The sequence below is a fragment of the Candidatus Omnitrophota bacterium genome (assembly GCA_040755155.1).
Lineage (GTDB): Bacteria > Hinthialibacterota > Hinthialibacteria > Hinthialibacterales > Hinthialibacteraceae > JBFMBP01.
Map to the genome: position 1 here is coordinate 40321 of JBFMBP010000127.1, position 23337 is coordinate 63657.

Consider the following 23337-nt stretch of genomic DNA (forward strand, 5'->3'; position numbering starts at 1 on the left):
CAATCCCCTTAACTTGTGATTCCATCCAATGCGTTTCGAATCGCCAAGGCCAGATCGCTTTGAATAATGGGCTTATAAATGCACTTTCTTAATCCCATTTCCTTGGCTTTGGCTTCGTTGATCGTTTCGCTATACGCCGTGCATAGAATAATGGGAATATCCGGGCGAATCCGCATCATCTCCCGCGCCATTTCCGAACCAGTCAGAAACGGCATGACCTGATCCGTAACCACGGCGTCGTAGTGGATGGGATCGGCGCGAAAGGCTTCGAGGGCTTTTCCGCTATGAGTGAAAAGGGAGACGCGGTAGCCTAAACTCGTCAAAGCCATTTCGCCCAATTGAACAGCTTGCTCTTCATCGTCCACGAACAGGATATTCTCTTGTCCTCTTAATCGATTCCAATCAACGGACTGATTTCTTGCCATCCCTTCATCATGGGCGATCATAGGCAAATAGATTTCAAAGACGGATCCCCGTCCCGCCTCGCTATCCACCCAGATTTCGCCGCCATGGCTTTTTACGATGCCATGAACGGTGGATAGGCCCAGCCCTGCGCCGGCATTCTGATTTTTTGTCGAGAAATACGGTTCGAAAATTCGTTCCATCGTTGGCCGATCCATACCGCATCCCGTATCGCGGACGGATAAAACGGCGTAGGAGCCAGGATTCAATTTCCGAATATTCTTCGCTTGTTCCGAAAGAGGCTCCCGCTTCTCCAAACGAACTTCCACCACGCCTTCCTTTTCGCCTATGGCTTGGCAAGCATTCATGCAAAGGTTCACTACCGATTGTTGAATTTGGATGGGATCGGCAAGGATGAAACCGATCTCTTCCTCGATATAAGATTGAATATCGATGGTCGGAGGAAAAGAACTGCGCAGCAATTTCAAGGATTCTTTAATGATGGGATGAAGTTCGATCGGCTTTCGTTTTTGTTCCGCCTGGCGGCTGAAGGTAAGTATCTGATCGACGAGATCCGCCGCCCGCAATCCCGCCTTTAGGATATGTTCCAAGTTTTGATATACGGGATCGGTTTCCGGCACGATTCTCATGGCGATCTCAGAAAAACCCAAAATAACGCTTAGAAGATTGTTGAAATCGTGCGCAATCCCGCCGGCTAAGGTTCCTATGGCTTCCATTTTCTGCGAAAAGCGAAGTCGTTCCAACAAATCCTCTTTTTCTTCTTCCGCTCTCACTCTTTCCGTCACGTCCCGAAAAATGAGACTGACGGCGAATATTTCTCCCGCCGCGTCGCGGATGGGAATATAGGAAGACTCGCTATAAATTCGTTTCCCGTCGCAAATAACTGCGTCGTTCCTTTGGATCCTTTCGCCGGTTTTCAACACATCGCCGATTCGCGATGCGCATAATTCCATGAAGGCGGGAAGATTTTGTAATCCTTTGCGGATATGGACTCCAATAAAATCTTCTCCCGATTTTCCTGCGAGCGATAAGGCGGCCCGATTGGCGTATAGATTCACGCCATTTCTATCCCAGATGGTGATGCCGTCGCCGGTGGATTCGAACACGGCGCGGAAGCGTGATTCGCTTTCGTGCAAGGCTTTTTCCGATTGGCGAATCGTATCCATGAGCTTCCGCTCCATGGATTCCAGGTCTTGCAACAAATTTTTCCGAGTCAATTCCACTTCGGCGGACAATATCCGGCGATCCAATTCGAAACGAAGGTTTTGAATCTCTTCCCCTTGAATTTCCAGCAGTTTTTTTGCATGGCGATCCTTTTTTACTAATTGCCGATTGCGATAAAACAAATAAAAATTGAAAACAGCCAACGCTATCAGAAATAGTATAAAAATCCCTTCCGTAAGAAAAAAAAATCCTTCTCCCTCCTCGCTGTACGAAGGAATTCCCCAAACGATAAATTTGAAAGGCATTTTCATCTTCTAACAACCAGGAAAGGAATTTCCACCGATCCTTGCCTGCCAACGCGCGAAATAGGAAACGCCCAATTTCGGCGTAAGTCGACTCGCTATTTTTGGAAATACTTTGGCGTAATATGCATTCCCGATTGCATACAATGTTCTTTTTCTTGAGTGGCATGCGTTGGATAGATTTCATCCCAGGTTTTCAAGTCCCCGCTTGCTTCGCTCAGCTGACGCAAGACAGTTTTGATTTCGTTTTGCTCCTCGTCCAGAAGTTGAAGATCATGATAGGTTCGTTCGATTTCTTCGATTCCTTCCCGGAGTTTCCTTCTTAACTCTTCCGGCGATGGCTCAAGCATCGCCGGCGATTGATAAGGCGGCAGAGATAAATGGAGATTTTTCAATATAGATCGAATGCCGTCGATCGTCCTATCGTCTTGCAACACGATCGCTATAGCCGTCAAATGCTGCGCCAGAAAGATTGTATACTCCACCATGATGCTTCGGCGTATCTCCGCGATCTTATGCCAAATACCTCCCATTTCGATGCGATACTTTAACGCTTGACAAATATCCAAACGAATTGAGGCTGCGATTTTCCTATGTATGGGAGCAGCTGAGCGTATGTTTTGTTCGTCCATATAATCCATTCGAGCAAGGATCGAATCCTCGCGGCGATATTTTTTTAGTCTCTCGCTGTATTGCTTCAGGATAGGATCGGCATTCATGTTCTTTTGGATTTTTCGATCCGCTTGCATCAGCAATGCCATGATATTGGTAGTTTTTGTCATAGCGCCGGCCATCAAGCTGGCGTAATGGCTTATTTTTTCATCTCCTATCGCCCTATACGATTTTGCTTCGTCTAACTTCGCCGCAGTCTTATCGGATTCGTAACTTATGGCATCCCGAATTTGCTGAGCAACGCCCGATATCAGCGTTCGGGACGGATTGGGCGGTAAAGAGCCAAAATTATTCATAATAGCACCCTATGTCGATTCGATGCTCTCCCAGCGTTTTAGCCGACAGTTCCTCCGCCTTCCCACTCTATCTGCGCAATGACGGCAAAACGACATCGCCATGCGCTTCTTTTGAAACGACTCGGAAATCGTTGGGGGGGGAGCGAAGCAATTCCCGGCAATGTCCATGAAATCCCCCCCTTCCGCCAATATAGACTGTATTCAGCAGGCAGGATGCTCCTCATCAATATCAACGTACCATCGCTATCAATATCATCGCTTATTATATGTCGAAGAACAACAATAATAATAATAACAACAACTTTTTTACTATTCGAAAAATTTCGCTGCGGTTATACTATATCTTCATCGTCGGCGGGAGAATCTTGCGCCTCGATCGACGGAGCGGGTTTCCGTCTTACATCCAATCGATTTTGGGCGGCTTCGAGTTTGGTTTTTACTTTACTCATTAAATTGTTGATGTCGTTTTGATAGGAATATTGCTTGAGAAACTCTTTTTCCTTCGTTTCGATCCGTTGCAAGATTTCCGAAACCTTATCCGCATTCCGGTCCGATTCCATCAACAATTCATGAGCTTGCATCAATTGGTTGATAATATTCTTGATTTTGTTTTGCGTCGCTTTGGAATGGCGGACGGGGGCGCGCTTCTGAGTCAATCCCATCTTTTTCGCCAAAATAATAAAAACCAATAGGAATATAATGGAAACAACGAAAATGACTCCCAACGGAAGCACATTTTTTACAATGCTATTAAACTGATCCATAGCGCAAAGTTCTCCCCATTTTTACTCGCTCATTCCATTTTGCCCTGCATACCTATCTTGGCATTGCAGCCCATTTGTATATCGCCTTACGAGTAAATTATACTCTTATTTCCACAAAGGAGACGAAATCAAAGAGAAAACGGCTGAAAAATTGCGATAAATTCCTCCGGCGCATCTTCCATTCCGCTTAGCCAACGACAATTACGATCCTATCGCGCTGCGCGGCGGCGGCATCCGCAAGAGCGAGCCGGAATTCATGAGCAAAAAAACGATTCTACGATTTGCATTTAAGCCGCCTTTGATTTATCCTACAGCCACTCATTATTAAAGGATATCGCCGCTATGAAAACCTTGAAAAGAAAATCGTTCTTTATCTACGTCATTACAAGCCTGCTGCTTTATTTCTGCGTTGCGCCGTTCGAACTTTGGGCGGCTCAACGCGCGGGGAGCGCCTATTTTCAACAGGATGTCCGCGCCGCCGCAAATGCGCCGTCGCCGATCGACGGCGAGATGAAATTCGCCGCCGTAGCGCCAATGGGAGATGTATTCGTCGCCACGGAGCGAAGCATCTACCGCCGAAGCGGAGATGCTTGGATGAAGATGGAACTGCCGCGCGAACCTCAAAACATCAACGCCATGACGTGCGGGCCGGATGGAACAATTTGGATCGCGGCGGACGGCTTCCTAGCCTCCATTTCAGAAAAGATAACAGTTTTCGATCTCAAAGGAAAAGAGACGCCCCATTTCCTATCGGCGGGCGCGGAGGATTTACTCGTAGGAACATCTTCCGAACTATATCGCCTTCGCAACGGAAAAAGTGAAGCAATCGCGCCGCCGTCTCATTCCAGTTCTCTGACTGCGCTGGCGGCGTCGCCGCATTCTCGCGATATAGCCGTCATGTATTCCCAGCATTTATTTTTCCAGCCGGAAGGCCAAGAGTGGATGGAGATTGTTCCCCGCAACGCAAAACATTCTTGGAGTTGGCCGGAAACGGAGACAACGTTTATTGCATTCGATGCTAGTGGAAGCCTTTGGTTCGCCACATCCATAGGCGCAGGCTGTTACGATCCATCCAACCGGCAATGGACGCTCTACGACGGAAACGATGGACTTCCTTATAACGAATTCACCTGCTTGACGCCGGGATGGAATGGTGAAATCTGGTTCGGAACCAAGCGCGGCGCTATTCGATTTCAGAACGGCGAATGGTCCTATCGCTCCGGCCAGCGCTGGCTGCCGGGAGACGAAGTACGTACTATCGGCGTTAACCTGCAAGGGGTCGCATGGATCGTAACCAATAACGGCTTGGGCGTCATCGAACGCAAGCGCCTGACTTTCGAGGAAAAAGCGGCTCATTTCGAAACGCTCACCAACGAACGCCATGTGCGCTATGGCTACGTCAGCGATTCGCGCCTGCGCATTGCCGGCGATTTGAATTCCTTCGAACTCACGGACAGCGACAACGACGGCTTATGGACGGCCATGTACGGCGCGGGAGAATGCTTCCGCTACGCCGCAACTAAAGATCCGCAAGCCAAAGCGCTGGCCAAGCGATCCTTCGAGGCGCTCAAGTTTCTCAGCGGTGTAACCGGCATCCCCGGCTTCCCCGCTCGCACGATTCTTCCAACATCCGGCCCCGATCCTAACGAGCAATATACGCCGGAGAAGGATCGGAGAGCGCAAAACGGAGATCCATTATGGAAAGTGATGAATCCGCGCTGGCCGAAGAGCGCCGACGGCAAATGGTATTGGAAATGCGATACCAGTTCCGACGAAACCGACGGGCATTATTTCTTCTACGCCGCATACTACGATCTCGCCGCCGAGACGCCGGAGGAAAAAAAGGCGGTGGTGGAGGTGGTGCGCGCCATCACGGATCATTTTCTGCGCAATAACTACTGCCTGGTGGATCACGACGGCAAGCCGACGCGCTGGGCGGTTTTCAATCCGGAAAATTTGAACTGCAATATCCTCTGGTGGGAAGAGCGCGGGCTGAATTCCCTCTCCATGCTCAGCTATCTCAAAGTCGCCGAGCATGTAACGGGAGACCCCAAATACGCCGACGCGGCGAAAACATTGATTGACAAGCACGGTTACGCCCAAAACGTCATTCTGACGAAAACCAATTTTCCCAAAGAGTGCATCAATCATTCCGACGACGAGATGGCGTTTATGTGCTATTACAACTTGTTGAAATACGAAAAAGACCCGGATTTAAAGCAATATTACTTGGCGGGATTGGAACGGTCATGGCGCTTCGAGATTCCCGAACGCAATCCGCTTTTCAATTTCATTTACGGCGCCGTCAGCGAAACAGAAAGATTCGGGCGGGATGACGCCATCGATACGTTGCAACGCATCCCCTTGGACTTCGTAACCTGGAAAATCGCTAATAGCCATCGGCTGGATATTACTCCGCAGCCCGCTCAAACCGGCGCCTACCGCGAACGAGCCGCCTCCTCCGGAGGAGGCGTCCTGCCCATCGACGAATCGCCGCTCTTGCGCTGGAACGGCAATCCCTTCCAACTGGACGGCGGCAATGGCGGCTACGAAGAAGAAGACGGAGCCTTTTTCCTATTGCCTTACTGGCTGGGGCGATATCACGGCTTCATTGAAGCAGCGAATAAGTAAATCGAATTTATCTATGAAGCAATTACGGCGAAACTCGCTTCGCTCGCTCTAAAAGACAACGCCCCAATTGCTATTCTCCGCGATTGGGGCGTTTTCTTACAGATCGCAAACCACTGGCCGCTGCATTCGATTTACTTACTCAAGTTACGCGCGAGAAAGAGTTAAAAGAACGATCCACAATTACATTCGAATATCGTAGACGCTAAAGGAAAAAGAAATACGCATAAAAGGAATCCATTCCTCAATCCGCCGTTGAAACGGCGGGCTATTACCGTTTGCCCCTTTAAAGGGGCATTTGATAATAGCCCAGCCTTTCAAGGCTGGGAGAAGATATTTCGCGGCATTCGACTCTTTTCGCGTTTCAAAAGAGCCATAATCATGGAAACCTCAATCCCTCTTTTGAATGATATTTCCCATGGCCTGAAAGTTCGAGCTGCGTAATATGAGTTACTTATCTTCTTCCCTAATGCCCATGCCGCTGCGGTTGGGATAGGCGGGACGGGCGGGCGGCGTATAGGGATGCGTCTTGATCTCTTGGATCATCAATTCGATGGCGGCGTCCAGTTGGGGATCGCCGCCGTTGACCATGAGCGACGGATCGTCAACCACTTCGATGTCGGGATCGACGCCATGCCCCTCGATGCCCCAGGTTCCGTTCTTTTCATAAAACGCGAAGGTGGGAACAACGACCGAGCCGCCGTCGATAAGGCTGGGATTGCCTGAGAGTCCCACAAGGCCGCCCCAAGTCCTCATGCCGATCAGCTTTCCCAAACCCGCTTGGCGGAAATAGGCGGGGAAAGCGTCGCCGCCGGAAGCGGACATTCCGTTAATCAACATGCACTTGGGGCCTTGATGCGAGTCTGGCGGCCAAGGCCAATCCTTGCCGTCGCGCCGCGCCCAATAATTGACGATGGGCCGGTTTAGCAATTCGATGAAGCGAGTGGGAATCTGGCCGCCGCCGTTCCAACGCTCGTCGATAATCAATGCTTGTTTGTCGATCTGACCGTAGAACTGGCGCACGAGATCGCTTTGGCCGTCGACGCCTGTGTTGGGAACGAAAATATAGCCCACTTTGCCGTCCGTCTTTTTATCGACATAAGCGCGGTTCTTTTCAATCCAGGCGCGGTAACGCAAATCGTGATCGCCGTCCAACAGTTTAACCGCCGCATCGCGGGCGGTCGCATCGAGGATAGGCTTGTCGCTCACCGCGAGCGTGACGGTTTGATTCGCCAGACCGACGAAAGCGGCCCACGGATCTTTCGATGCATCGATGGGAACGCGATTGACCGCCAACAGGTAATCGCCGACTTTGACTTCGCCCTCTTTCAGGCAACTTAAAGGATTGCGTGCGTCCACGTCCCAGGCGGCGCCTTCGTAAATTTGCGCAATGCGGTAAGCGCCATTGGCTAATTCAAAATCCACGCCCAACAGGCCGACGTTTACGCTCGGTTCGTCTTCCATATCGGGATTGCCCCGGTTGTAGGCATGGCCGACGTTCAATTCGGATATCATTTCGTCGATGACGTAATTCAGATCCTCGCGGGAATTGCAATCGGGAAGCATTTGGGAGTAATGATCGCGCATCCCCTTCCAATCGACGCCGTGCATATTGGGATCGTAGAAATAATCCCGCATCACGCGCCAACCGTCGTTAAACATTTGCTTCCATTCTTCGCGGGGATTAATCATGGCGAATAAGTTGGAAGTGGAAATGGCGTTTTCCAGTTTTTGATCCGCCGCCGCGTCGATGACGTAGAATCCGCCCTTATCGACTAATAGTTTTTTGCCATCCGCCGACATAGCGAAGCGTCCCGCATCCGATAGAACGGTTTTCTCTTCTTTTTTCTCGTCTTTGAGATCGAAGATTTTGATCTCGGTCTTTCCGCCGCTGCCGCGCGGCGCTTCGCGCACATAAATCAACTTGCCCTCATGGTTGACGGCTAATCCGCGAAAACCGCCTTTGGGGATGGGCAGTTGGAAGGCGCGCTGCTCGAAGCCATCGAGATCGATGACGAGAGGTTTTGCGGCTTCTTTATCGCTCTTGGCTTCTTCCTTCTTTTCGCCTTCTTTATTCTCTTTCTCCTCGCTATCTTTCTTATCAGCTTCCGACGATTCTTTCTTTTCTTCTTTTTTCTCTACTTTTTCTGCTTCATCCTTTTTCTCGTCCTTATCTTTGGATTCCTTCTCGTCCTTCTTCCAGCTTTCTTCATCGCTCTTATAAATATAGGGATTCTCCACATCCTTGCGCAACGGAACCGTAATCAACACGTCTGTATCCGCATAAACGAATGAAGTTCCGACATCATCGTAGATGGGTGAGGAAAAATTACGGTTGCTGGCAAAAAAGAGAAAATCGCCTTTGCGGTCGAAGGCGGGCCAAGTATCGCCGAACAGGCCGCTAGTAGCCGGATGCGTCTTTTGCGTTTCCAGATTATAGAGCCAAATGGAGCTGCGGCGATTATCGCCGTTCTTGGTATAGGCGATCCAACCGGAATCATGAGACCAACTGATGGTTGGCCGATCCGCCCACGGATCCTTATCAATAAATTGCGTTTCCTGGCTTTTCACTGTAAGCAGGAAGAGCGAACCGGTCTTATCCGTGAAGGCGATATGCTTCGAATCGGGCGACCAGACGGGATTAAAGCGCCACGCCTTGCCTCCCGACGTGAGTTGGCGCGGCTTTTCCTTGCCATCCGATTGCATGATATACAATTCGTATTCGCCGCTCTCGTCGGAGAAATAGGCGATCCACTGGCCGTCGGGACTCCACGAGGGATCGCGTTCGGCGAAGCCGCTGGTGCGAGTCAGGTTTCGGTCGGAGCCTTCCTTGGCGGGAAGCGTCCAAATCTCACCGCGCGCTTCCATGACGATGCGCTTGCCAGTGGGAGAAATATCCCATCCGGCGATGCGGTCTTTCAAATCGATGCGCTGCTCGCGGATTTTAGGACGGTCGCCGGGTATCGTGACGGATATGTTTTTGGTTTCGCCGGATCCCAGATTGAGCAGAACCAAAGCGGCGCCGTTTTGCAAAACAATCTCGCCTTCGCCGTTGGGGCCGGGGCCGATGGCGGGAAATTTCACGTCGAAATCCTTAAAATTCGTGATCTGGCGGCGCTCTTCATTGGCGGTATTGTAAGACCAAATATTCAGGCGATGATTCGATCCCTCGTCGGAAAGATAATAGAGCATTTTTCCATGCCACATGGGAAACGTATCGGTGCCTTCCCACGATGTAATTTTTTTGGAGGAATAATTTTTCAAATGGAAGAGCCAGATATCCGACGCCCAGCCGCCGCGATAGCGCTTCCACGTGCGAAAATCGCGGCTGATGGGCGTATAGGCCAGCCATTCGCCGCTGGAATCGATGGCGCCGTTGGTTCCATAAGGCAGAGGCAGTTTTTTCGGCAGCCCGCCGGAAGGCGAGACGGCGAACAATTGATCCTGGCGGATTTGGCCGGCGAGAGCGTTGGAGAAAAAGAGAATTTGATTTCCCGCCGTCCAATCGCAAAGCATCTCATTGGCGGGGTGATAAGTAACGCGGAAAGGCGATCCACCCGCCGTGGGCATGACGTAGACATCGCGATCGCCGTCGTAATTGCCGATGAAGGCTACGGATTGGCCGTCGGGGCTGAATCGGGGAAACAGTTCCGGCCCCGGCGGACTGGCCAAGGGTGAAGCCGTACCGCCTTCGCGGGAAACCAGCCATAGATCGTTGGCGTAGACGAAAACAATATGGCTCGCGCTCACGTCGGGATAACGCAGCATCCCCGCATGAGGCTGGATTTCCGCTTCGAGATCGCCGATTCCCACAAAAATGGAAACGGCGAGCCATATTCCCATAGTTCCGAACCTTTGCAACATTTCTCATCCTCCTTCGCGTTTGGAATGGCTTTTAATGAATGTATAATACCAATCTGCGTTAAAATTGCAGCTTATAAATTCCATCGCCCTTTGGGTGAGGGTTAGGGTGAGGGAAATATAAGCCTAATAATATCAACCCTCACCTAACCTCTCCCAATCTTGGGAGAGGAATTTTGAAAACAACAATCTCAATGCATGTTGGTATAATCGCTCTTCACGATATCATTTTCATGCCCTAAACAAAAGATCGTAAATGTCTATAGGGAAAGGATGAACTCATGGCGCAAACAAATACCGATGGCGCCCCCGCTGTTAAAACTCGAAAAGAATTTTCCTTCGTCGCCATTTTTCTCGGCGTCGTTTTATCGGTGATTATGGGCGCGGCGAACGTTTATCTCGGCCTGCGGGCGGGGATGACTGTTTCCGCTTCCATACCCGCCGCCGTGATCGCGATGGGCTTTTTGCATGGCGTATTGGGACGAAAATCGGTGCTCGAATCCAATCTAGTGCAGACGGGCGCGTCGGCGGGGGAATCGCTGGCGGCGGGAATCATATTTACCATGCCCGCCATGATCCTGGCGGGATTGTGGAAATCCTTCGATTTCTGGACTACGACGTTCATTGCGCTGGGAGGCGGACTGCTGGGCGTGCTTTTCATGATTCCCATGCGGCGCGTATTCATCGTCGAAAACAAGGAATTGAAATTTCCCGAAGGCGTAGCCTGCGCCGAAGTGCTGCGCGCGGGAGAGAGTGAAGAAGAAGGAGGAGACTCCGGCGCTAAGTTGGTGTTCGCCAGCGCGGCCTTGGGCGCTTTCTTTAAATTCTGCGCTTCCTATTTGGGACTGATGAGAAGCACGGCGGAATGGGCCGTCTACGCCTCCTCCCGCGTTATCTATTTCGGTATGGATATCTCCCCGGCGCTGGCGGGCGTGGGCTTAATCGTAGGTTTGTCCATTTCTCTGCAAATCTTTCTCGGCGGCGCATTGGGTTGGCTGATCGCCATTCCGCTGATGAAAGCCGATCCCGCTTCCGGTTCGGCTTTGGACGCCGCATGGGATTTGTGGGATCGTCAAGTCCGATATATTGGAGTGGGCGCGATGCTGGTGGGCGGCGTCCTTTCCATCTGGCAGGTTCGAAGCGGCTTAGTTTCCGCCGCGCGCGAAATGTTAGCGTCGCATCGTCCGGCGAAGAAGCGTTATCCCTCCGCTTTCTCATCCTCCAGCGAACCTCTCGCCATCCCGCCGGAAGAACAAAATCTCAGCGGCGCGTCGATCGTTATCTTTTCCTTGATCTGCATCGTCCTTATGGCGGGCGTCTATTTCGTTTCGCTCAACGAACATTTCGGCATTACAGCGCTGATTACCGTCATAATGGTTCTCATGGCCTTTTTTTTCACGGCGGTAGCCAGTTACCTCGTGGGATTGGTGGGAAACTCCAATAGCCCCGTTTCCGGCATGGCGATCACGGCGTTGTTGGCAACGGGAGCAATGATCCATGTTTTTGGCTACAGCGGGACGGAAGGAATGATCGCGGCGTTGGGAGTGGCGGGCGTGGTCTGTTGCGTCGCCTGTACTTCCGGCGACGTCTGCAACGACCTCAAAACCGGCCACTTGGTCGGAGCCTCCCCGCGCTATCAACAGATCATGCAAATTCTCGGCGTCATCGCCGCCGCATTCATTATGGCGCCGATTATGACCGTGCTGCATGAAGGTTCGATCAATGACGGAACCGGAGGCATCGGCGGACGAGTATTGGCTGCTCCGCAAGCGGCGCTTTTCGCCTCGCTGGTCAACGGCTTCTTCGGCGACGGCCAACTGCCCTGGAATATGGTTTATTGGGGCTTAGGCATCGGCGCCCTCATCATTGTCATCGACAAAATTTTATACCTGTTCCAATGCGAATTCCGTTTGCACGTCATGGCGGTGGCTGTGGGCATCTATTTGCCTTTCGGACTCTCGACGCCCATTCTGCTCGGCGGCCTGCTCAACGCCATGATGAAAGGCGCAATAAAGGATAAGATTTCGGGAATGCAAAAAAGAGGCGTTCTGGCCGCTTCGGGAATCATCGCGGGGGAATCGCTCACCGGCGTGCTTCTTGGTTTTTTGACGTATATGGAGTACAAATCGCAAAACTGGGGAGAATTTCTGGGCGGAGGCGGGATGGATATTTTATCCGTTATGGGGATGTTCGCCATTCTTTTTTGGATGCATCGCCAATCGTCACGCGTCCAATGATTTTTGCATAAAGAATTGCAAATTTTATGAGATTGTGTTATTGTATGTTCAATCTTTTTCGATAAGTTTTTATTAAAGTGAATTTTTGTTCATGAAGGTATTAGGATCACAATGGCGTAGTTTCGAATCGGTTTCGCTTAATCGCTTGGGAGAGGGAACATTTTATTCAATAATGACTATTATACGAGATATTCTCATTCCACTTGGTTCAGGCCTGCTTACCGCCGCAGGCGGTTGGCTTATCTACCTTTTCTTAAAAACGAAAGAGCGGAAAAAGCTGTTTATGGCGCCAGGCGCCAAAACCTTCGCCACGGAAACGGATATGGATAATTTGATTGTCGATCCGGAAGACGCCGCCGCTATGTTAAGGCAAATCCAGCGCGATATGGCGAAAGCTTTCGGATTTATTCTCCATACTCCCATCTCTGCGCGGCTTATCGGTTTGGGCGATCTGCGCCGCAAGTGCGATTATCGCGGCAATCCGCTGGGCATGTTCACTTTCGAGGATCACCGCATCACGATTTACATCCTGTTCGGGATGCCCCGCGCCCGATTTTACGCAACGCTGGCGCATGAATACGCCCATGTCTGGCAAGCGATGGAGGGATTCCTGACAGGAACGTTGGAGCATAACGAAGGCTTCGCCGAATGGACGGCGTTGGTTTTAACCCAAATGGCGGGCTTCGATACGAAGGAAGAATTCGACCGCGCCAGTTGGGACCCCTATGGAACGGGAATGCGCAAATTCATCACGCTGCAAAAAATATTCGGCGTACGGGAAGCGGCGCAATTGGGCAAACGGCGGCGGCTCAATCTCAACATGCTGCGGGGTAATTATAATTAATGACGAATGAATAATAAGTAGGATGGGTCGCGTCGTTTGACCCATCAATTGCTCCATTTCAAAAAGATCGATGGGTCAAAAAACGCGACCCATCCTACATTTCTTCAAATTCAAATCATTTTTGAAACTTGTGATTTGTAATCAATCGTTCCCTTCTACTTTGCCCAGCAGAAAGCGCAGTCGCGTAGGGTGGGCTCAAAGCGAAGCGTAGCCCACCATTATCTTTAAATGAAGAACGTAGAGCGTAAATCGTTTTCACCCTTCCCTCTTTTTTTCCCTAACAGAAAACATAAAGCGGCTTCTAAATTTTCATGGCGAAAAACAAATCCCGATTTTTGCAGTTGCGCGGGAATCGCCCGCACTCCCGATAACAACAATTCTTCCCCCATTTCCCCAAACAATAACCGAACGGCAAAAGCGGGCAGCGGCAGAATCGCCGGGCGATGCAACACCTTCCCCAGCGTTCGGACAAACTCGCAGTTGTCAGCGGGGCGGGGCGAAACAGCGTTGACCGGCCCCGCCAGCGAATCCGTCATCAAACAGTGTAGAATCACGCCCAACGCGTCATCCAACGCGATCCAACTCATATATTGCCGCCCATCGCCGATGGCGCCGCCCAATCCCAGCCGAAAGGGCGTCAGCATCGGCGCCAGCGCGCCGCCCGCTGGAGTCAAAACGACGCCGAAGCGTAAATGAACCGTCCGCATCCCGGCGCTTCTCGCCGCAGCGGCGGCCTCCTCCCACTCGCCCACGACTTGCGCCAAAAAGCCCTCGCCCTGGGAACTGGTTTCATCGACGGCTTCCTCCCCGCAATCGCCGTAATAGCCGATGGCGGAAGCGCAAACGAGAACCTTGGGGGGATTTGGCAGCCGGGCGAGCGATTGGCAGAGAAACCGCGTTCCCTCTACGCGGCTGTCGCGGATGCGCCGCTTTTTCTCCGGCGTCCAACGCCCCGCGATATTTTCTCCCGCCAAATGAATTACGGCGTCAAAGCCTTCCAGGCGAGATAAGTCCAATTCCCCGGCGGCGGGATTCCAATGAATGCAGCGGTTATTTTCGGAAGAAGGCGCGCGAGTCAACATGAATACGTCATGACCCGCCGCCGTAAGAAAAGGAACCAACTGCGAACCGATCAAACCCGACGCGCCGGTAACGAGAATTTTCAAGGAACGGCGCAAATGCCGCGAATGAAATTCCAAATCCCCCGCCGCGACGGCGTGACGATAACCAAATAGGCGGCGCAATTTTTTTTGCGCCAATTGCTCGCCAACGATTTTTCCCAACGCACCGAAAGGGAGAGCGTATTCGATTCGATCTTCCAAAAAACAAGCGCTAGATCCATCCGGCTCGAAAAGATAAAGATGATCCCAATGAGCGAAGGGTCCATCAATTTGAACATCGCGGAAGCTACGGCCTTTTTCATAATCGCGGCGTTCCAAAATCCAACGGCGCCGAAAGGGACCGAAAGGGATATCCAACGTCATACGCGCTCCATCCCGAATGCCGCCGGAACGTTCCAACACTCGCACGCGCTCCCAAGGAGGACGCAAGCGCTCGAAGGCGCCCGGCCGCTCATGCCAAGCGAAGACATCCTCGGCGGAAATTTCGATGCGAGTGCGATAAATGAAAGTATTCATAGTAATAATCGTATATGATGGGGAATCGTATTTGTTTGTTTTACTCACTCATGTTACGCAACCTGGGAGCGCAGGCATCCTGCCTGCCTGTTGCAATCATCATCCTAGGGCGGCGAATGGGCTTTATATCTTTTGCGTTTTTAAATCGCGAAAGCAAGGAATAAAACAAATTCTATGAAGTTTCTCATCCCAGCCTTGAAAGGCAGGGCTACTTTAAATACCCCTTTAAAGGGGCAAACGACACTAGCCCGCCGTTTCAACGGCGGGTGAACGAATGGATTCATTTTGCGTGTTTTTCTTTTTCATTTCGCGTTTTCGTGATTCAATCGAGGAAGGTAATAGATTCCTCTAATTTTCTATTGCGGGTAACATGAGTTACCTCAACAGATATTTAAGAATCGAGGATGCGCCTCAAGATAAAGTTCGATTGCCTCCTTCATATTCGACAGCAGTTCTACCACCGTATCGCCCTGGCTTACGCAGCCGCGCAACTCCGCCGCTCTTCCAACATAGATTCCATCTTCATCCCGTTCGATAATCACTTGATATTTTATCCTCTCTCTTCCTTTTTGTTTCGCTATTCTTCGATGCGCACAGAATGCCCAGAAAAAAATCCCTGCCGGGCTATGAAACTTTTTCCCTTCCGATGCGTATTATAGATTAAAGAACATTGAGACGATCAATAGAAATTACTCATGAATGCGAAAGAGGTTGTAAGAAATGAATGCCTTATTAAGCGCGATATTGTCCGATCCCCAACCAGAATTGCAATGGATCGCCGCCAGCGCGCTCGGATTGTCGTGTATATTCATCCTGTACGCTTATCTTCACCGGCGCAATGAGAAGAACTTTCCTTCCAACAAGCCCCGGAATCCGGCGAAAGCCATGATAACGCCTTCCCATCTTCGCGAGGAAGAAAGGCAATTGCTAAAGTATTATTCTCAGCCGCGGCGCGTCAAACGCGAGGCCTATTATCAATATCTAAATCGCAACGCGAGGCTTTTTTAGCCGCATCCCGCAGGAAAATTTTCCGAAAAGGAAACAGCGTGAGAAGAGATCGATAACGAAATCAAGTCCGTTGCAACGCCGGCGGCGAAGAGGGAATTCATCTACGGATAAAGTTCCCAATCTTCGACGCCGGCGTTTTCTATTTTGCCCCATACGCGGATATCGTCGAAATTCCCCGTATCGTCGAACGAACCGAGGCCTAGGCGGCCCGCCGTGAAATGCGAATCCACGGCGCGCATAATGGGATTGGGAGCGTTGTCGAAAAAGACTTCGATAGTTCCCTTCCCCGCGTTGCGTTCGATGCGGACGTCGTGATATTTTCCGTCCACCCAAGCGGTTCCCGCCGTTCTTTCCAATGCGATGGAAACGCGCGGCTCGCCATTGACGATGAAAATGGAATTGGCGTAGTCGTCGGCGGCAGGGGCAATATGCGCATAGTAGAAATGCGATGCGTCGATCCAACCGAAAATGAAGCATAAATCGCGGTGTTCGTATTGGCGGCTAGTCTGTTTGGCTTTCACCGTCCAAACGAAATCGGAAACGGACAGGTCTTTGACGAGGGATATGTTATACGGAGAGCGCACCGGCGGTTCGTAAGTGCTTTGAACGAATTGAGAATAAACATGGTTGCCGTTTTCGTCCACAACCATCCAAGCGTTGGGATCGAGAGGCTGCCAGCGATCGGCGCCGCTTTCGAAATCTTCCGAAAATACAAGCGGCAGTTCCTGCAATTCCTTTGCGGAAACTTCCGATAAAAGAAAATCGGCGCTAAGCAGATAAAAGCATAGTATTGGTAACAATTTCCGCTTCTTTAGCATTTTTTCTGAATCGCTCATATTACGTATTTCCATTCCCTCGCCCTCTGGGAGAGAGTTAGGGTGAGGGGACTTTTTCAATAACGCTACTATTATATTCAAATGAAAAAAACTACTGGCCCCTAATCGCTGTTTTAAGATTATTTGACGGAATCGTCTTCCGGCAGATTCAATTGCTTATAGAGGCCGCGCCGGCCTTCTTTGTCTTGCTCCAAAATCAGGCGGGCGTATTGCGCAACATCCTTGGCGTGCTCGCGGGGAACGACGATCACGCCTTCGCCGTCCGCCGCAACAATGTCGCCAGGCATGACCAGAACGCCGCCGCAATTGATAGGCCGGTTGACGGATTCGATCTCGTTGCGGCCCGGACGGATGCCGCGCCCTATTTTACGGAAATAGAGAGGAATCTTTTCCGTAATAATCTCGTCCGTATCGCGGGCGCAGGCGTCGGTAACCACGCCCGCCATGCCTTTCGCCTTCCAGCCCATAATATTATTGGAGCCGATGGTGCCAATATCCTTATCGTCTACGTCGTCGATGACCAACACCGTTCCTTTGCGGATCAATTTCATAAACGGTTCGGACGAATATTTGCTGTAGAATTCGCCTTCCCAGCGATGAAATTCGTCCGGCGTTATTTTGGGAAGCGGCTTATTTGTAGGCACATAACGGGCGGTAACGGCGACGCCCACGATGCGATGGGTAAAATGTTCGGCGTCTTTCCATAAAGGAAGTATGTCTTGATCCATCAACCCAACATCGCGCAGCCCAGCCTGATCCATGCCGTCGATGATGTCGGAAACGCGCAGTCCGTCGAAATATTTCAATAACGCCAGGTCTTCTTCCAACGTATAAACTTTCGTGGGGATGAATCCAGCCCCAGCGCGCAGCTGTTCCGCTTCGTCCTGAGCCGGAACCAATCCCGGCGCGGCGGCGAATAACGCCAAAGATAAAACCCAAAATATAATATTGAGCAATTTTATCATTGCAGCCTCCTTCACATCACGAGTAACTCATGTTACGCAGCCAATGATCTTTAGCTTGCAACGTTTGTATTTCAACGCCAAGTAGACGAATCGTTCAAAAGAGCAGCAAGAATTTCATTTTTTTGCGTTATTGAATCGCGAAACCGCGAAAAGACTCGAATTCCACGAAATTTTCGAATCGCGGATATCGCGGATTCTTTTGGATTTCACGGGAAAAAGCAATTCACGGCATGATCCCTTGCGCCAAATTTTTCCCTTTTTTTCGTGTTTTTCTTTTTCATTTCGCGTATTCGTGATTCGAAACGGCGATTCTGATTGACTACTTCAACTTTTTAATCCCGCATAATATGAGTTAGTAAGAGAGAGGGGCGGTCAACGACCGCCCGCTTTCCATCCTATCGCTAATGGCGTAATGCTAAAGACGCCCTCATCCCCATTGTTTTTTGATAAAAGCCAAACTCTTCGCCGCCAATTCGTAACTGTCGGCGAAGAGAGGCCGCCAGATGCAAGTAGCCGCCGCCAGTTCGGGCAAAGCGCTGCCGAACGCTTCGACGGTAAGCCAACGGTCGTACTTCATCTCCTTCAAACATTTGAAGACTTCGCCGAATCGGATATGGCCTGCGCCAGGGATGCCGCGATGGTTTTCGGAAACGTGAACGTGGACGATGCGTTTGGCCGCCGCCTTCATCGCTTTGGGAATGCTCTCTTCCTCGATGTTGGCGTGGAACGTATCCCACATGATGTTGAAGTTGGGATGATTGACCTCGTCGGCGAATTGGCATGCGTCGGCGCTGGTATTGATAAAGAACGTTTCAAAGCGGTTGAGCGCTTCCAGCGCCAGCATCACGCCGGTTTTTTCCGCCGCCGCCGCCACTTTGCGCATAACGTCCAAACCCCATTTCCATTCGTCATCGGTGCGGGGACGGCCTACGATATATCCAACGGGCGCGGTGAAGGGACCGGCGATGGTTTCGGCGCCGAGAATTTGGGCGATCTCGATGGTCTTCTTCATGTGGTTCAAGGCGGCTTTGCGGATAGCGGCGTCTTCGCTGATGGGATTAGCTTCCTTCGGCACGCAGGAAGTGATGGTGCAGGCGAGTTGCAAGCGGTCAAGATGCGTTCGCAAACGCTTAGCCTGGGCGCGGTCGAAGGAAAAGATGGGAAACTCCACGCCGTCAAAACCGATTTCTTTTAATTTCTCCATTACGGCGATATGTTTGTCCGTGATGGTTCCATCCCATAGAAGCAGATTCAATCCGATTTTCATTTTGCTTTCCTCCTGAATTATTTTTAACAAACATCGTTCGCATTCTTTGGAAATCTCAAGGGCAAAAACAACCTTGCCCTTGCCACCCAGCCATTTAATGATTCCTATTCATCATTCATCTTTCCCTATCGTTATCCAGATTCTTCCCTAATTGTTCCGGCGTTACAGTGGAAGGGACGCCGTCGGGCGGGACTTCCACATGAGCCGTCCAATACAAAGCGTTGAGCACCAGCTTACGGAAATTATCGTCGCCCCAATTCTTATGATAATGCCCGCCTGTAAAGCCGAAACCGCGTCCGCCATCCGGTTGTTCGACGCACCAGGAAACGACTTCTTCACGCCCCGGATGCGCCTTAGCCGCTTCCGTGCCCCGGATGCTATCGGGAGGAACGGCTTTCAATAAAGGAACAACGCACTTCTTATCCGGACGGAAATGAATGTTGAAATACCATTCGTCCCGCAAGGCAAATGGCTTCACGCCGCGCGCCACCGGATGATCGGGAAGGCTCTTGAAATCCGCCGTCCATATTGGATTGGTGGAAACGCCGGTTTCGTAATATCCGCCGATCCAATTCAGCATTTCCGCTCCGCCCCGGTCGCTGGGAACTTCGACGGCGTAATGAATCACCGCTAGCCCTGCGCCTTTTTTCATGCGCTCGCCGATTTGCCGCAAGCCGTCGCCTCGAATCATAGGATGTCCGCCGCCGCCATCCATGAAGATCATAATGGAATCGGCGTTATCGAAAGCTGTAGGATCGGATGGCCAGCCGTCGTGATAATTGGCGTTGATGGTGGATGGCAGTTGATCTAGGCAGGATTTGAGAAGCAACACTCCGGCGTTATGTTCGTGTTCGCCATGTCCATGGCTTTGCTTACCCGCTACCAGGACAATCTTCTTCTTGTCCTGCAACGGCAGGCGCTTCAATCGAATGTCCTTGAATTGAACCGTCATGGGAGGGCCGACGTGGATTTGCAACGCGAGTTTTCCCGAACGCACGCTCTTGGCGTCATTGTCGATTACTTCCGACATGACGCGGCCATTGATCTTTTGGATCAAATGCGGGCCTTGTGCGATGACGTCATATTCGTTCCAATCGTCCTTCTTAACAGCGGCGAGCAATTCCGCCGGATCGCTAACTTGCTCCGGCTGCTTTTCGCCTTTTTCGTTGATGACCGTCTTTTGTCCGCGAGTGGCGAGGGGACCGCGGCCATGTTCGTCGTAGAGAGCGCCCATCCATCCGCCGCTCGATTCCATATCGGCCTGGTAGCCCGCCGCTTTCCATTTTTCCAATTCCCGGCTGCGTATTTGAATGCCGGAATTGCCGTTGATAAGCCGGAAGGAAAGATGCAATTCGAAATCGTCCAATTCTCCTTGACGCCAGAAAATGAACGTGTTTTCTTTGGCGGGATTGTCCGCCGTCGTGCGTCCCGTTATAGCGCCGTCCTCGACGGTCCAGAACTGAGGATCGCCGTCCCAACCGCTAAGGTCCTTGCCATTGAAAATGCTATTAAAGCCATAGTCCACGGCGCAAGCCGAAACGGCGCCGATAAAAAGCGGCAAAACGATAAATATCCCTATCCTTGCTTTGAGCATATTTCATCTCCTGAATCGTTATCGATATAGGATTCTTTGCAGAATTTACGGGAATCCAATGACGTAAGAATAACATAGAGGAAAGGAATCTGTTAAGTGAAAGACAATTAAAATAGGAGAGAAATCGTCCGACTTGGAGACTTGGAGACTTGGAGACAAGGCTGTATAGCAAAGGCATGGCGAAACCTGCCTTTGATCTTTTGCGAGTGTTCATTGCGTAGGGTATGCTCAAAGCAAAGCGTAATCCGCCAGAGACCACACGGTGATAAGAGATATGTAGGGTGGGCTAAAAGCGTAGCGTAGCCCACCAGAGACAACACTCTGATAAGAGAACCAGTCCCACAGTCCCCCAGTCCCGAAGTCTCAAAACGGCTGCCATAACCGCCGCAATTGCCGCGAGGCGAGAAACTTGAACGTATGCCAGGTATGTCTCGGCTGGGATAGCACCCGCTTGAGTTGGCGGAAATCCTTTAACGGACGCAGCAGTTTGTGCCGGTCCCATTCGTTGTAAGCCATGCGCAGCGCCCGCTCCAGGTCGGTCCCATCCAGCGCGTCCGTCCGTACGACGGATTGGTTGCAGCCGTCGTATTTCGACCAGTCTTTACTCAGCAGTTTGCCTTCCGCTTCCAGCATTTTGTAGAATGTAGAGCCGGGGAATGGGGTCATAATGGAAAATTGCACCGTTTCCGGATTCAGGCGCTTGGCGAAATCGATGGTTTTTCTTACCGTTTCCCAGGTTTCGCCCGGCAATCCGAAACTGAACGTCAAATGTTGATGAATGCCCAACTCCCGCGTATAGCGCACCATTTCTTCTACTTTTTGCAGATTGAGGTCCTTATCCGCCGCGTCCACCAACTCCTGCGAGCCGGATTCCACCCCGTATTTGATGCCCATCAACCCCGCGTCTTTCATTGCCTTCAAGGTTTCATGGTCGGATGTATCCGCCCGCGACATCGCCGCCCACGGCAATTTCAGATTGCGGCGTTTGATCTCTTCGCAAAGAGTCAGTATCCGCTTCTTGCCGATGTTGAACGTATCGTCGTCGAAGTAGAAAGAACGAAAACCGTACTGTTTGACCATCGCCTCGATCTCGTCCACTACATCGGCGGGATTGCGCGCGCGGTAGCGGTTGTTGCCGTACATGATCTGCGGCCAGGCGCAGAAGATGCAATGAAACGGGCAGCCCCGGCTCGACCACATTTGCAAACTGGGAGCGGGAATGCCGCCCGGACGGTCGCAATAGTTAAGCATTGGCAACTGGCGGCGCGACGGCCACGGCAGCGAGTCCAAATCGAGAATCACGCTTCCCCGCTCCGTTTCGCGCCCCTCGCCTGACTCCGCGCGATAAACCAGATTGGGAACCTGCTCCAGGCTCTCTCCCCGATCCAGCGCGTCGATGAGACGGGCGGCGGCCAGATCGTATTCCCCTTTCAAAACATAGTCCACCAGCGATTGCTCTTGCAGGAATTCGGGACGATACATATCCAAGTGGATTCCGCAAAATACGATGGCTGCGTCAGGGCATCGTTCCTTGATCTTGGCGGCCTGGCGCAAGTCGGTTTCGAATGAAGCCGTGGAGACTTCGATGATGACGGCATTGGGTTGAAATTCGGCGGCGCGGAGGACGTATTCGTCTTCCCGCATCCGTTCCGCCACTCCATCCACGATCAGGCATTCATGTCTGTTCTTTTCCAACAAGGCGGCGGCGTAAGCCAAGTAAAAGGGGAAAGGAAGGTAATCGGCGCCTTCCTCTTCGAAATGAGGCCAGCGCGAACCGGCGCGCACTCCATAATGACCTTTTTTCAACCAGGGACCGTTCCCCAAAAACACTTTGAAACTCATGTCGACGGTTCTTCCTTCCATTCTCGATCAGACGGCGAAGTTAGAAAACTGCGGCGGCCGCCGCCAAGGAGAGCACAACCGGGATGCTGGCGACGAGCAGCGCTTGCGGAAAAGAGAGATGCTGAGCCGTTTGAAACCCGCGCGCGCAGACAATTAAGGAAACCAACTCCGCCAACACGATTCCCACGATGGGAATCAGCCATAGACACTGAACCGTCATCGAATAGCAACGGATTTCCAAGGTCGTCTTGAAGCCTTGGCGCCCGCGAAACAAATTCACTAGCAGATGTTGAATCGCGGATGCCGCCAAGATGTAAGAGACCAGGGAATTCAGGGTCATCATAAGAATATCGATTTTCGATAAGGTTTGAAAGCGCTCGCTCAGTTTCGACATGCGTAAAGCGGCGGGATTGCTGTCCGTTTCGGGGGCGATTTCCAGCGTTTGCGCTTGGATTTGATTCAAGAGAGGAGGAAAAACAATTTTAATATAGAATAAATTCATCGGATACCAAAAGATGAGAATGCAGATGATTGCAAATAAAAGCGGCGCTCCCAGGTCCGCGCCGGGAGGCATGCGGGAAAAGAAGCGCGACGGCTCGAACAATACTTGCCGCGCCGTTCGCAGAAAAGCCGGCGCCAATCCCAATTCGCGCCGTTGCAGCCAGGGAATGCCGGGAAGAATTTGTTCTTCCGCCGCCTTCCTCTTCATTTTGGTTACGATTCCATCCCAACAAAGTTGGCAGTAAGGCTCTCCCTCCACCAGGATGGCGCAGGATCCGCACACCTGTTTTTGGCATTGAATGCACTGATGCTCCGCTTCCTTGATGGAATGAAAGTAACAGCGTTCCATAATCTCTTCTTCGCCCCGATTTTTTGGATGGATAGGACGCCGAACGCCTCAACTACAGCCGTAAATCAAATTTCGTTCTCTTCCTAATAATATAGTTGAAAATCGGTAAATCCAAAAGCGTCCTTGCACGCCATGTCTTTTTGGACG

The 23337-nt window shown here is 51.2% G+C and carries 16 protein-coding genes; 4 read left to right on the top strand and 12 right to left on the bottom strand.

Annotated features, from left to right (window positions below):
- Positions 1-8 precede the first annotated feature (8 nt).
- From AB1656_18860 to AB1656_18870, 3 genes are all read right to left on the bottom strand, one after another.
- A complete protein-coding gene (locus AB1656_18860) occupies positions 9-1892 on the bottom strand; it encodes an ATP-binding protein (GenBank protein ID MEW6237448.1) in 1884 nt (627 codons plus the stop codon).
- A 95-nt stretch (positions 1893-1987) separates the two neighbouring features.
- Entirely contained in the window at positions 1988-2857 is an 870-nt protein-coding gene (locus AB1656_18865; GenBank protein ID MEW6237449.1) for a hypothetical protein, read from the bottom strand.
- Between the two features lie 332 nt (positions 2858-3189).
- Positions 3190-3621, bottom strand: coding sequence for a hypothetical protein (locus AB1656_18870; GenBank protein MEW6237450.1), 432 nt, complete (start codon positions 3619-3621; stop codon positions 3190-3192).
- Between the two features lie 342 nt (positions 3622-3963).
- Here AB1656_18870 and AB1656_18875 point away from each other — a divergent pair, with 342 nt between their 5' ends.
- Positions 3964-6252 (top strand): hypothetical protein, encoded by a 2289-nt coding sequence (locus AB1656_18875; protein ID MEW6237451.1) that lies wholly within the window; start codon positions 3964-3966, stop codon positions 6250-6252.
- A 447-nt stretch (positions 6253-6699) separates the two neighbouring features.
- Here AB1656_18875 and AB1656_18880 read toward each other — a convergent pair whose 3' ends face one another.
- Positions 6700-10113: a S41 family peptidase gene (locus AB1656_18880; GenBank protein ID MEW6237452.1), complete on the bottom strand. Its 3414-nt coding sequence runs from the start codon at positions 10111-10113 to the stop codon at positions 6700-6702.
- 278 nt (positions 10114-10391) lie between these two features.
- On the opposite strand from AB1656_18880, the gene AB1656_18885 reads away from it, so the two are divergent.
- Together AB1656_18885 and AB1656_18890 are read left to right on the top strand one after the other, a co-directional pair.
- A complete protein-coding gene (locus AB1656_18885; protein MEW6237453.1) occupies positions 10392-12347 on the top strand; it encodes an oligopeptide transporter, OPT family in 1956 nt (651 codons plus the stop codon).
- 172 nt (positions 12348-12519) lie between these two features.
- Entirely contained in the window at positions 12520-13191 is a 672-nt protein-coding gene (locus AB1656_18890; GenBank protein MEW6237454.1) for a hypothetical protein, read from the top strand.
- A gap of 224 nt (positions 13192-13415) precedes the next feature.
- On the opposite strand, the gene AB1656_18895 is transcribed toward AB1656_18890, so the two are convergent.
- Together AB1656_18895 and AB1656_18900 are read right to left on the bottom strand one after the other, a co-directional pair.
- Positions 13416-14828, bottom strand: a complete 1413-nt coding sequence (locus AB1656_18895) for a TIGR01777 family oxidoreductase (protein ID MEW6237455.1) — start codon at positions 14826-14828, stop codon at positions 13416-13418.
- Positions 14829-15208: 380 nt separating this feature from the next.
- Positions 15209-15382, bottom strand: coding sequence for a type II toxin-antitoxin system HicB family antitoxin (locus AB1656_18900; GenBank protein MEW6237456.1), 174 nt, complete (start codon positions 15380-15382; stop codon positions 15209-15211).
- A 166-nt stretch (positions 15383-15548) separates the two neighbouring features.
- Between AB1656_18900 and AB1656_18905 the strand changes: the two genes are divergently transcribed.
- Positions 15549-15836: a hypothetical protein gene (locus AB1656_18905; protein MEW6237457.1), complete on the top strand. Its 288-nt coding sequence runs from the start codon at positions 15549-15551 to the stop codon at positions 15834-15836.
- Positions 15837-15937: 101 nt separating this feature from the next.
- On the opposite strand, the gene AB1656_18910 is transcribed toward AB1656_18905, so the two are convergent.
- The 6 genes from AB1656_18910 to AB1656_18935 all read right to left on the bottom strand — a co-directional run bounded on the left by AB1656_18910 (position 15938) and on the right by AB1656_18935 (position 23190).
- Complete coding sequence (locus AB1656_18910) at positions 15938-16672, bottom strand: hypothetical protein (GenBank protein MEW6237458.1); 735 nt, start codon at positions 16670-16672, stop codon at positions 15938-15940.
- Positions 16673-16791: 119 nt separating this feature from the next.
- Positions 16792-17637, bottom strand: coding sequence for an RraA family protein (locus AB1656_18915; protein MEW6237459.1), 846 nt, complete (start codon positions 17635-17637; stop codon positions 16792-16794).
- A gap of 427 nt (positions 17638-18064) precedes the next feature.
- The gene (locus AB1656_18920) at positions 18065-18904 is read right to left on the bottom strand and encodes a sugar phosphate isomerase/epimerase family protein (GenBank protein ID MEW6237460.1); all 840 of its coding nucleotides are present in this window, start codon (positions 18902-18904) and stop codon (positions 18065-18067) included.
- Positions 18905-19019: 115 nt separating this feature from the next.
- Entirely contained in the window at positions 19020-20498 is a 1479-nt protein-coding gene (locus tag AB1656_18925; protein MEW6237461.1) for a family 16 glycoside hydrolase, read from the bottom strand.
- A 363-nt stretch (positions 20499-20861) separates the two neighbouring features.
- Entirely contained in the window at positions 20862-22340 is a 1479-nt protein-coding gene (locus tag AB1656_18930; protein MEW6237462.1) for a radical SAM protein, read from the bottom strand.
- Between the two features lie 40 nt (positions 22341-22380).
- Positions 22381-23190 (bottom strand): Yip1 family protein, encoded by an 810-nt coding sequence (locus AB1656_18935; GenBank protein ID MEW6237463.1) that lies wholly within the window; start codon positions 23188-23190, stop codon positions 22381-22383.
- Between the last annotated feature and the right edge of the window lie 147 nt (positions 23191-23337).

What these genes read in the sequence shown, in the direction of transcription:
- AB1656_18860 (MEW6237448.1), bottom strand. Translation starts at nt 1,892, where the DNA reads ATGCCTTTCAAATTTATCGTTTGGGGAATTCCTTCGTACAGCGAGGAG.
- AB1656_18865 (MEW6237449.1), bottom strand. Translation starts at nt 2,857, where the DNA reads ATGAATAATTTTGGCTCTTTACCGCCCAATCCGTCCCGAACGCTGATA.
- AB1656_18870 (MEW6237450.1), bottom strand. Translation starts at nt 3,621, where the DNA reads ATGGATCAGTTTAATAGCATTGTAAAAAATGTGCTTCCGTTGGGAGTC.
- AB1656_18875 (MEW6237451.1), top strand. Translation starts at nt 3,964, where the DNA reads ATGAAAACCTTGAAAAGAAAATCGTTCTTTATCTACGTCATTACAAGC.
- AB1656_18880 (MEW6237452.1), bottom strand. Translation starts at nt 10,113, where the DNA reads ATGTTGCAAAGGTTCGGAACTATGGGAATATGGCTCGCCGTTTCCATT.
- AB1656_18885 (MEW6237453.1), top strand. Translation starts at nt 10,392, where the DNA reads ATGGCGCAAACAAATACCGATGGCGCCCCCGCTGTTAAAACTCGAAAA.
- AB1656_18890 (MEW6237454.1), top strand. Translation starts at nt 12,520, where the DNA reads ATGACTATTATACGAGATATTCTCATTCCACTTGGTTCAGGCCTGCTT.
- AB1656_18895 (MEW6237455.1), bottom strand. Translation starts at nt 14,828, where the DNA reads ATGAATACTTTCATTTATCGCACTCGCATCGAAATTTCCGCCGAGGAT.
- AB1656_18905 (MEW6237457.1), top strand. Translation starts at nt 15,549, where the DNA reads ATGAATGCCTTATTAAGCGCGATATTGTCCGATCCCCAACCAGAATTG.
- AB1656_18910 (MEW6237458.1), bottom strand. Translation starts at nt 16,672, where the DNA reads ATGAGCGATTCAGAAAAAATGCTAAAGAAGCGGAAATTGTTACCAATA.
- AB1656_18915 (MEW6237459.1), bottom strand. Translation starts at nt 17,637, where the DNA reads ATGATAAAATTGCTCAATATTATATTTTGGGTTTTATCTTTGGCGTTA.
- AB1656_18920 (MEW6237460.1), bottom strand. Translation starts at nt 18,904, where the DNA reads ATGAAAATCGGATTGAATCTGCTTCTATGGGATGGAACCATCACGGAC.
- AB1656_18925 (MEW6237461.1), bottom strand. Translation starts at nt 20,498, where the DNA reads ATGCTCAAAGCAAGGATAGGGATATTTATCGTTTTGCCGCTTTTTATC.
- AB1656_18930 (MEW6237462.1), bottom strand. Translation starts at nt 22,340, where the DNA reads ATGAGTTTCAAAGTGTTTTTGGGGAACGGTCCCTGGTTGAAAAAAGGT.
- AB1656_18935 (MEW6237463.1), bottom strand. Translation starts at nt 23,190, where the DNA reads ATGGAACGCTGTTACTTTCATTCCATCAAGGAAGCGGAGCATCAGTGC.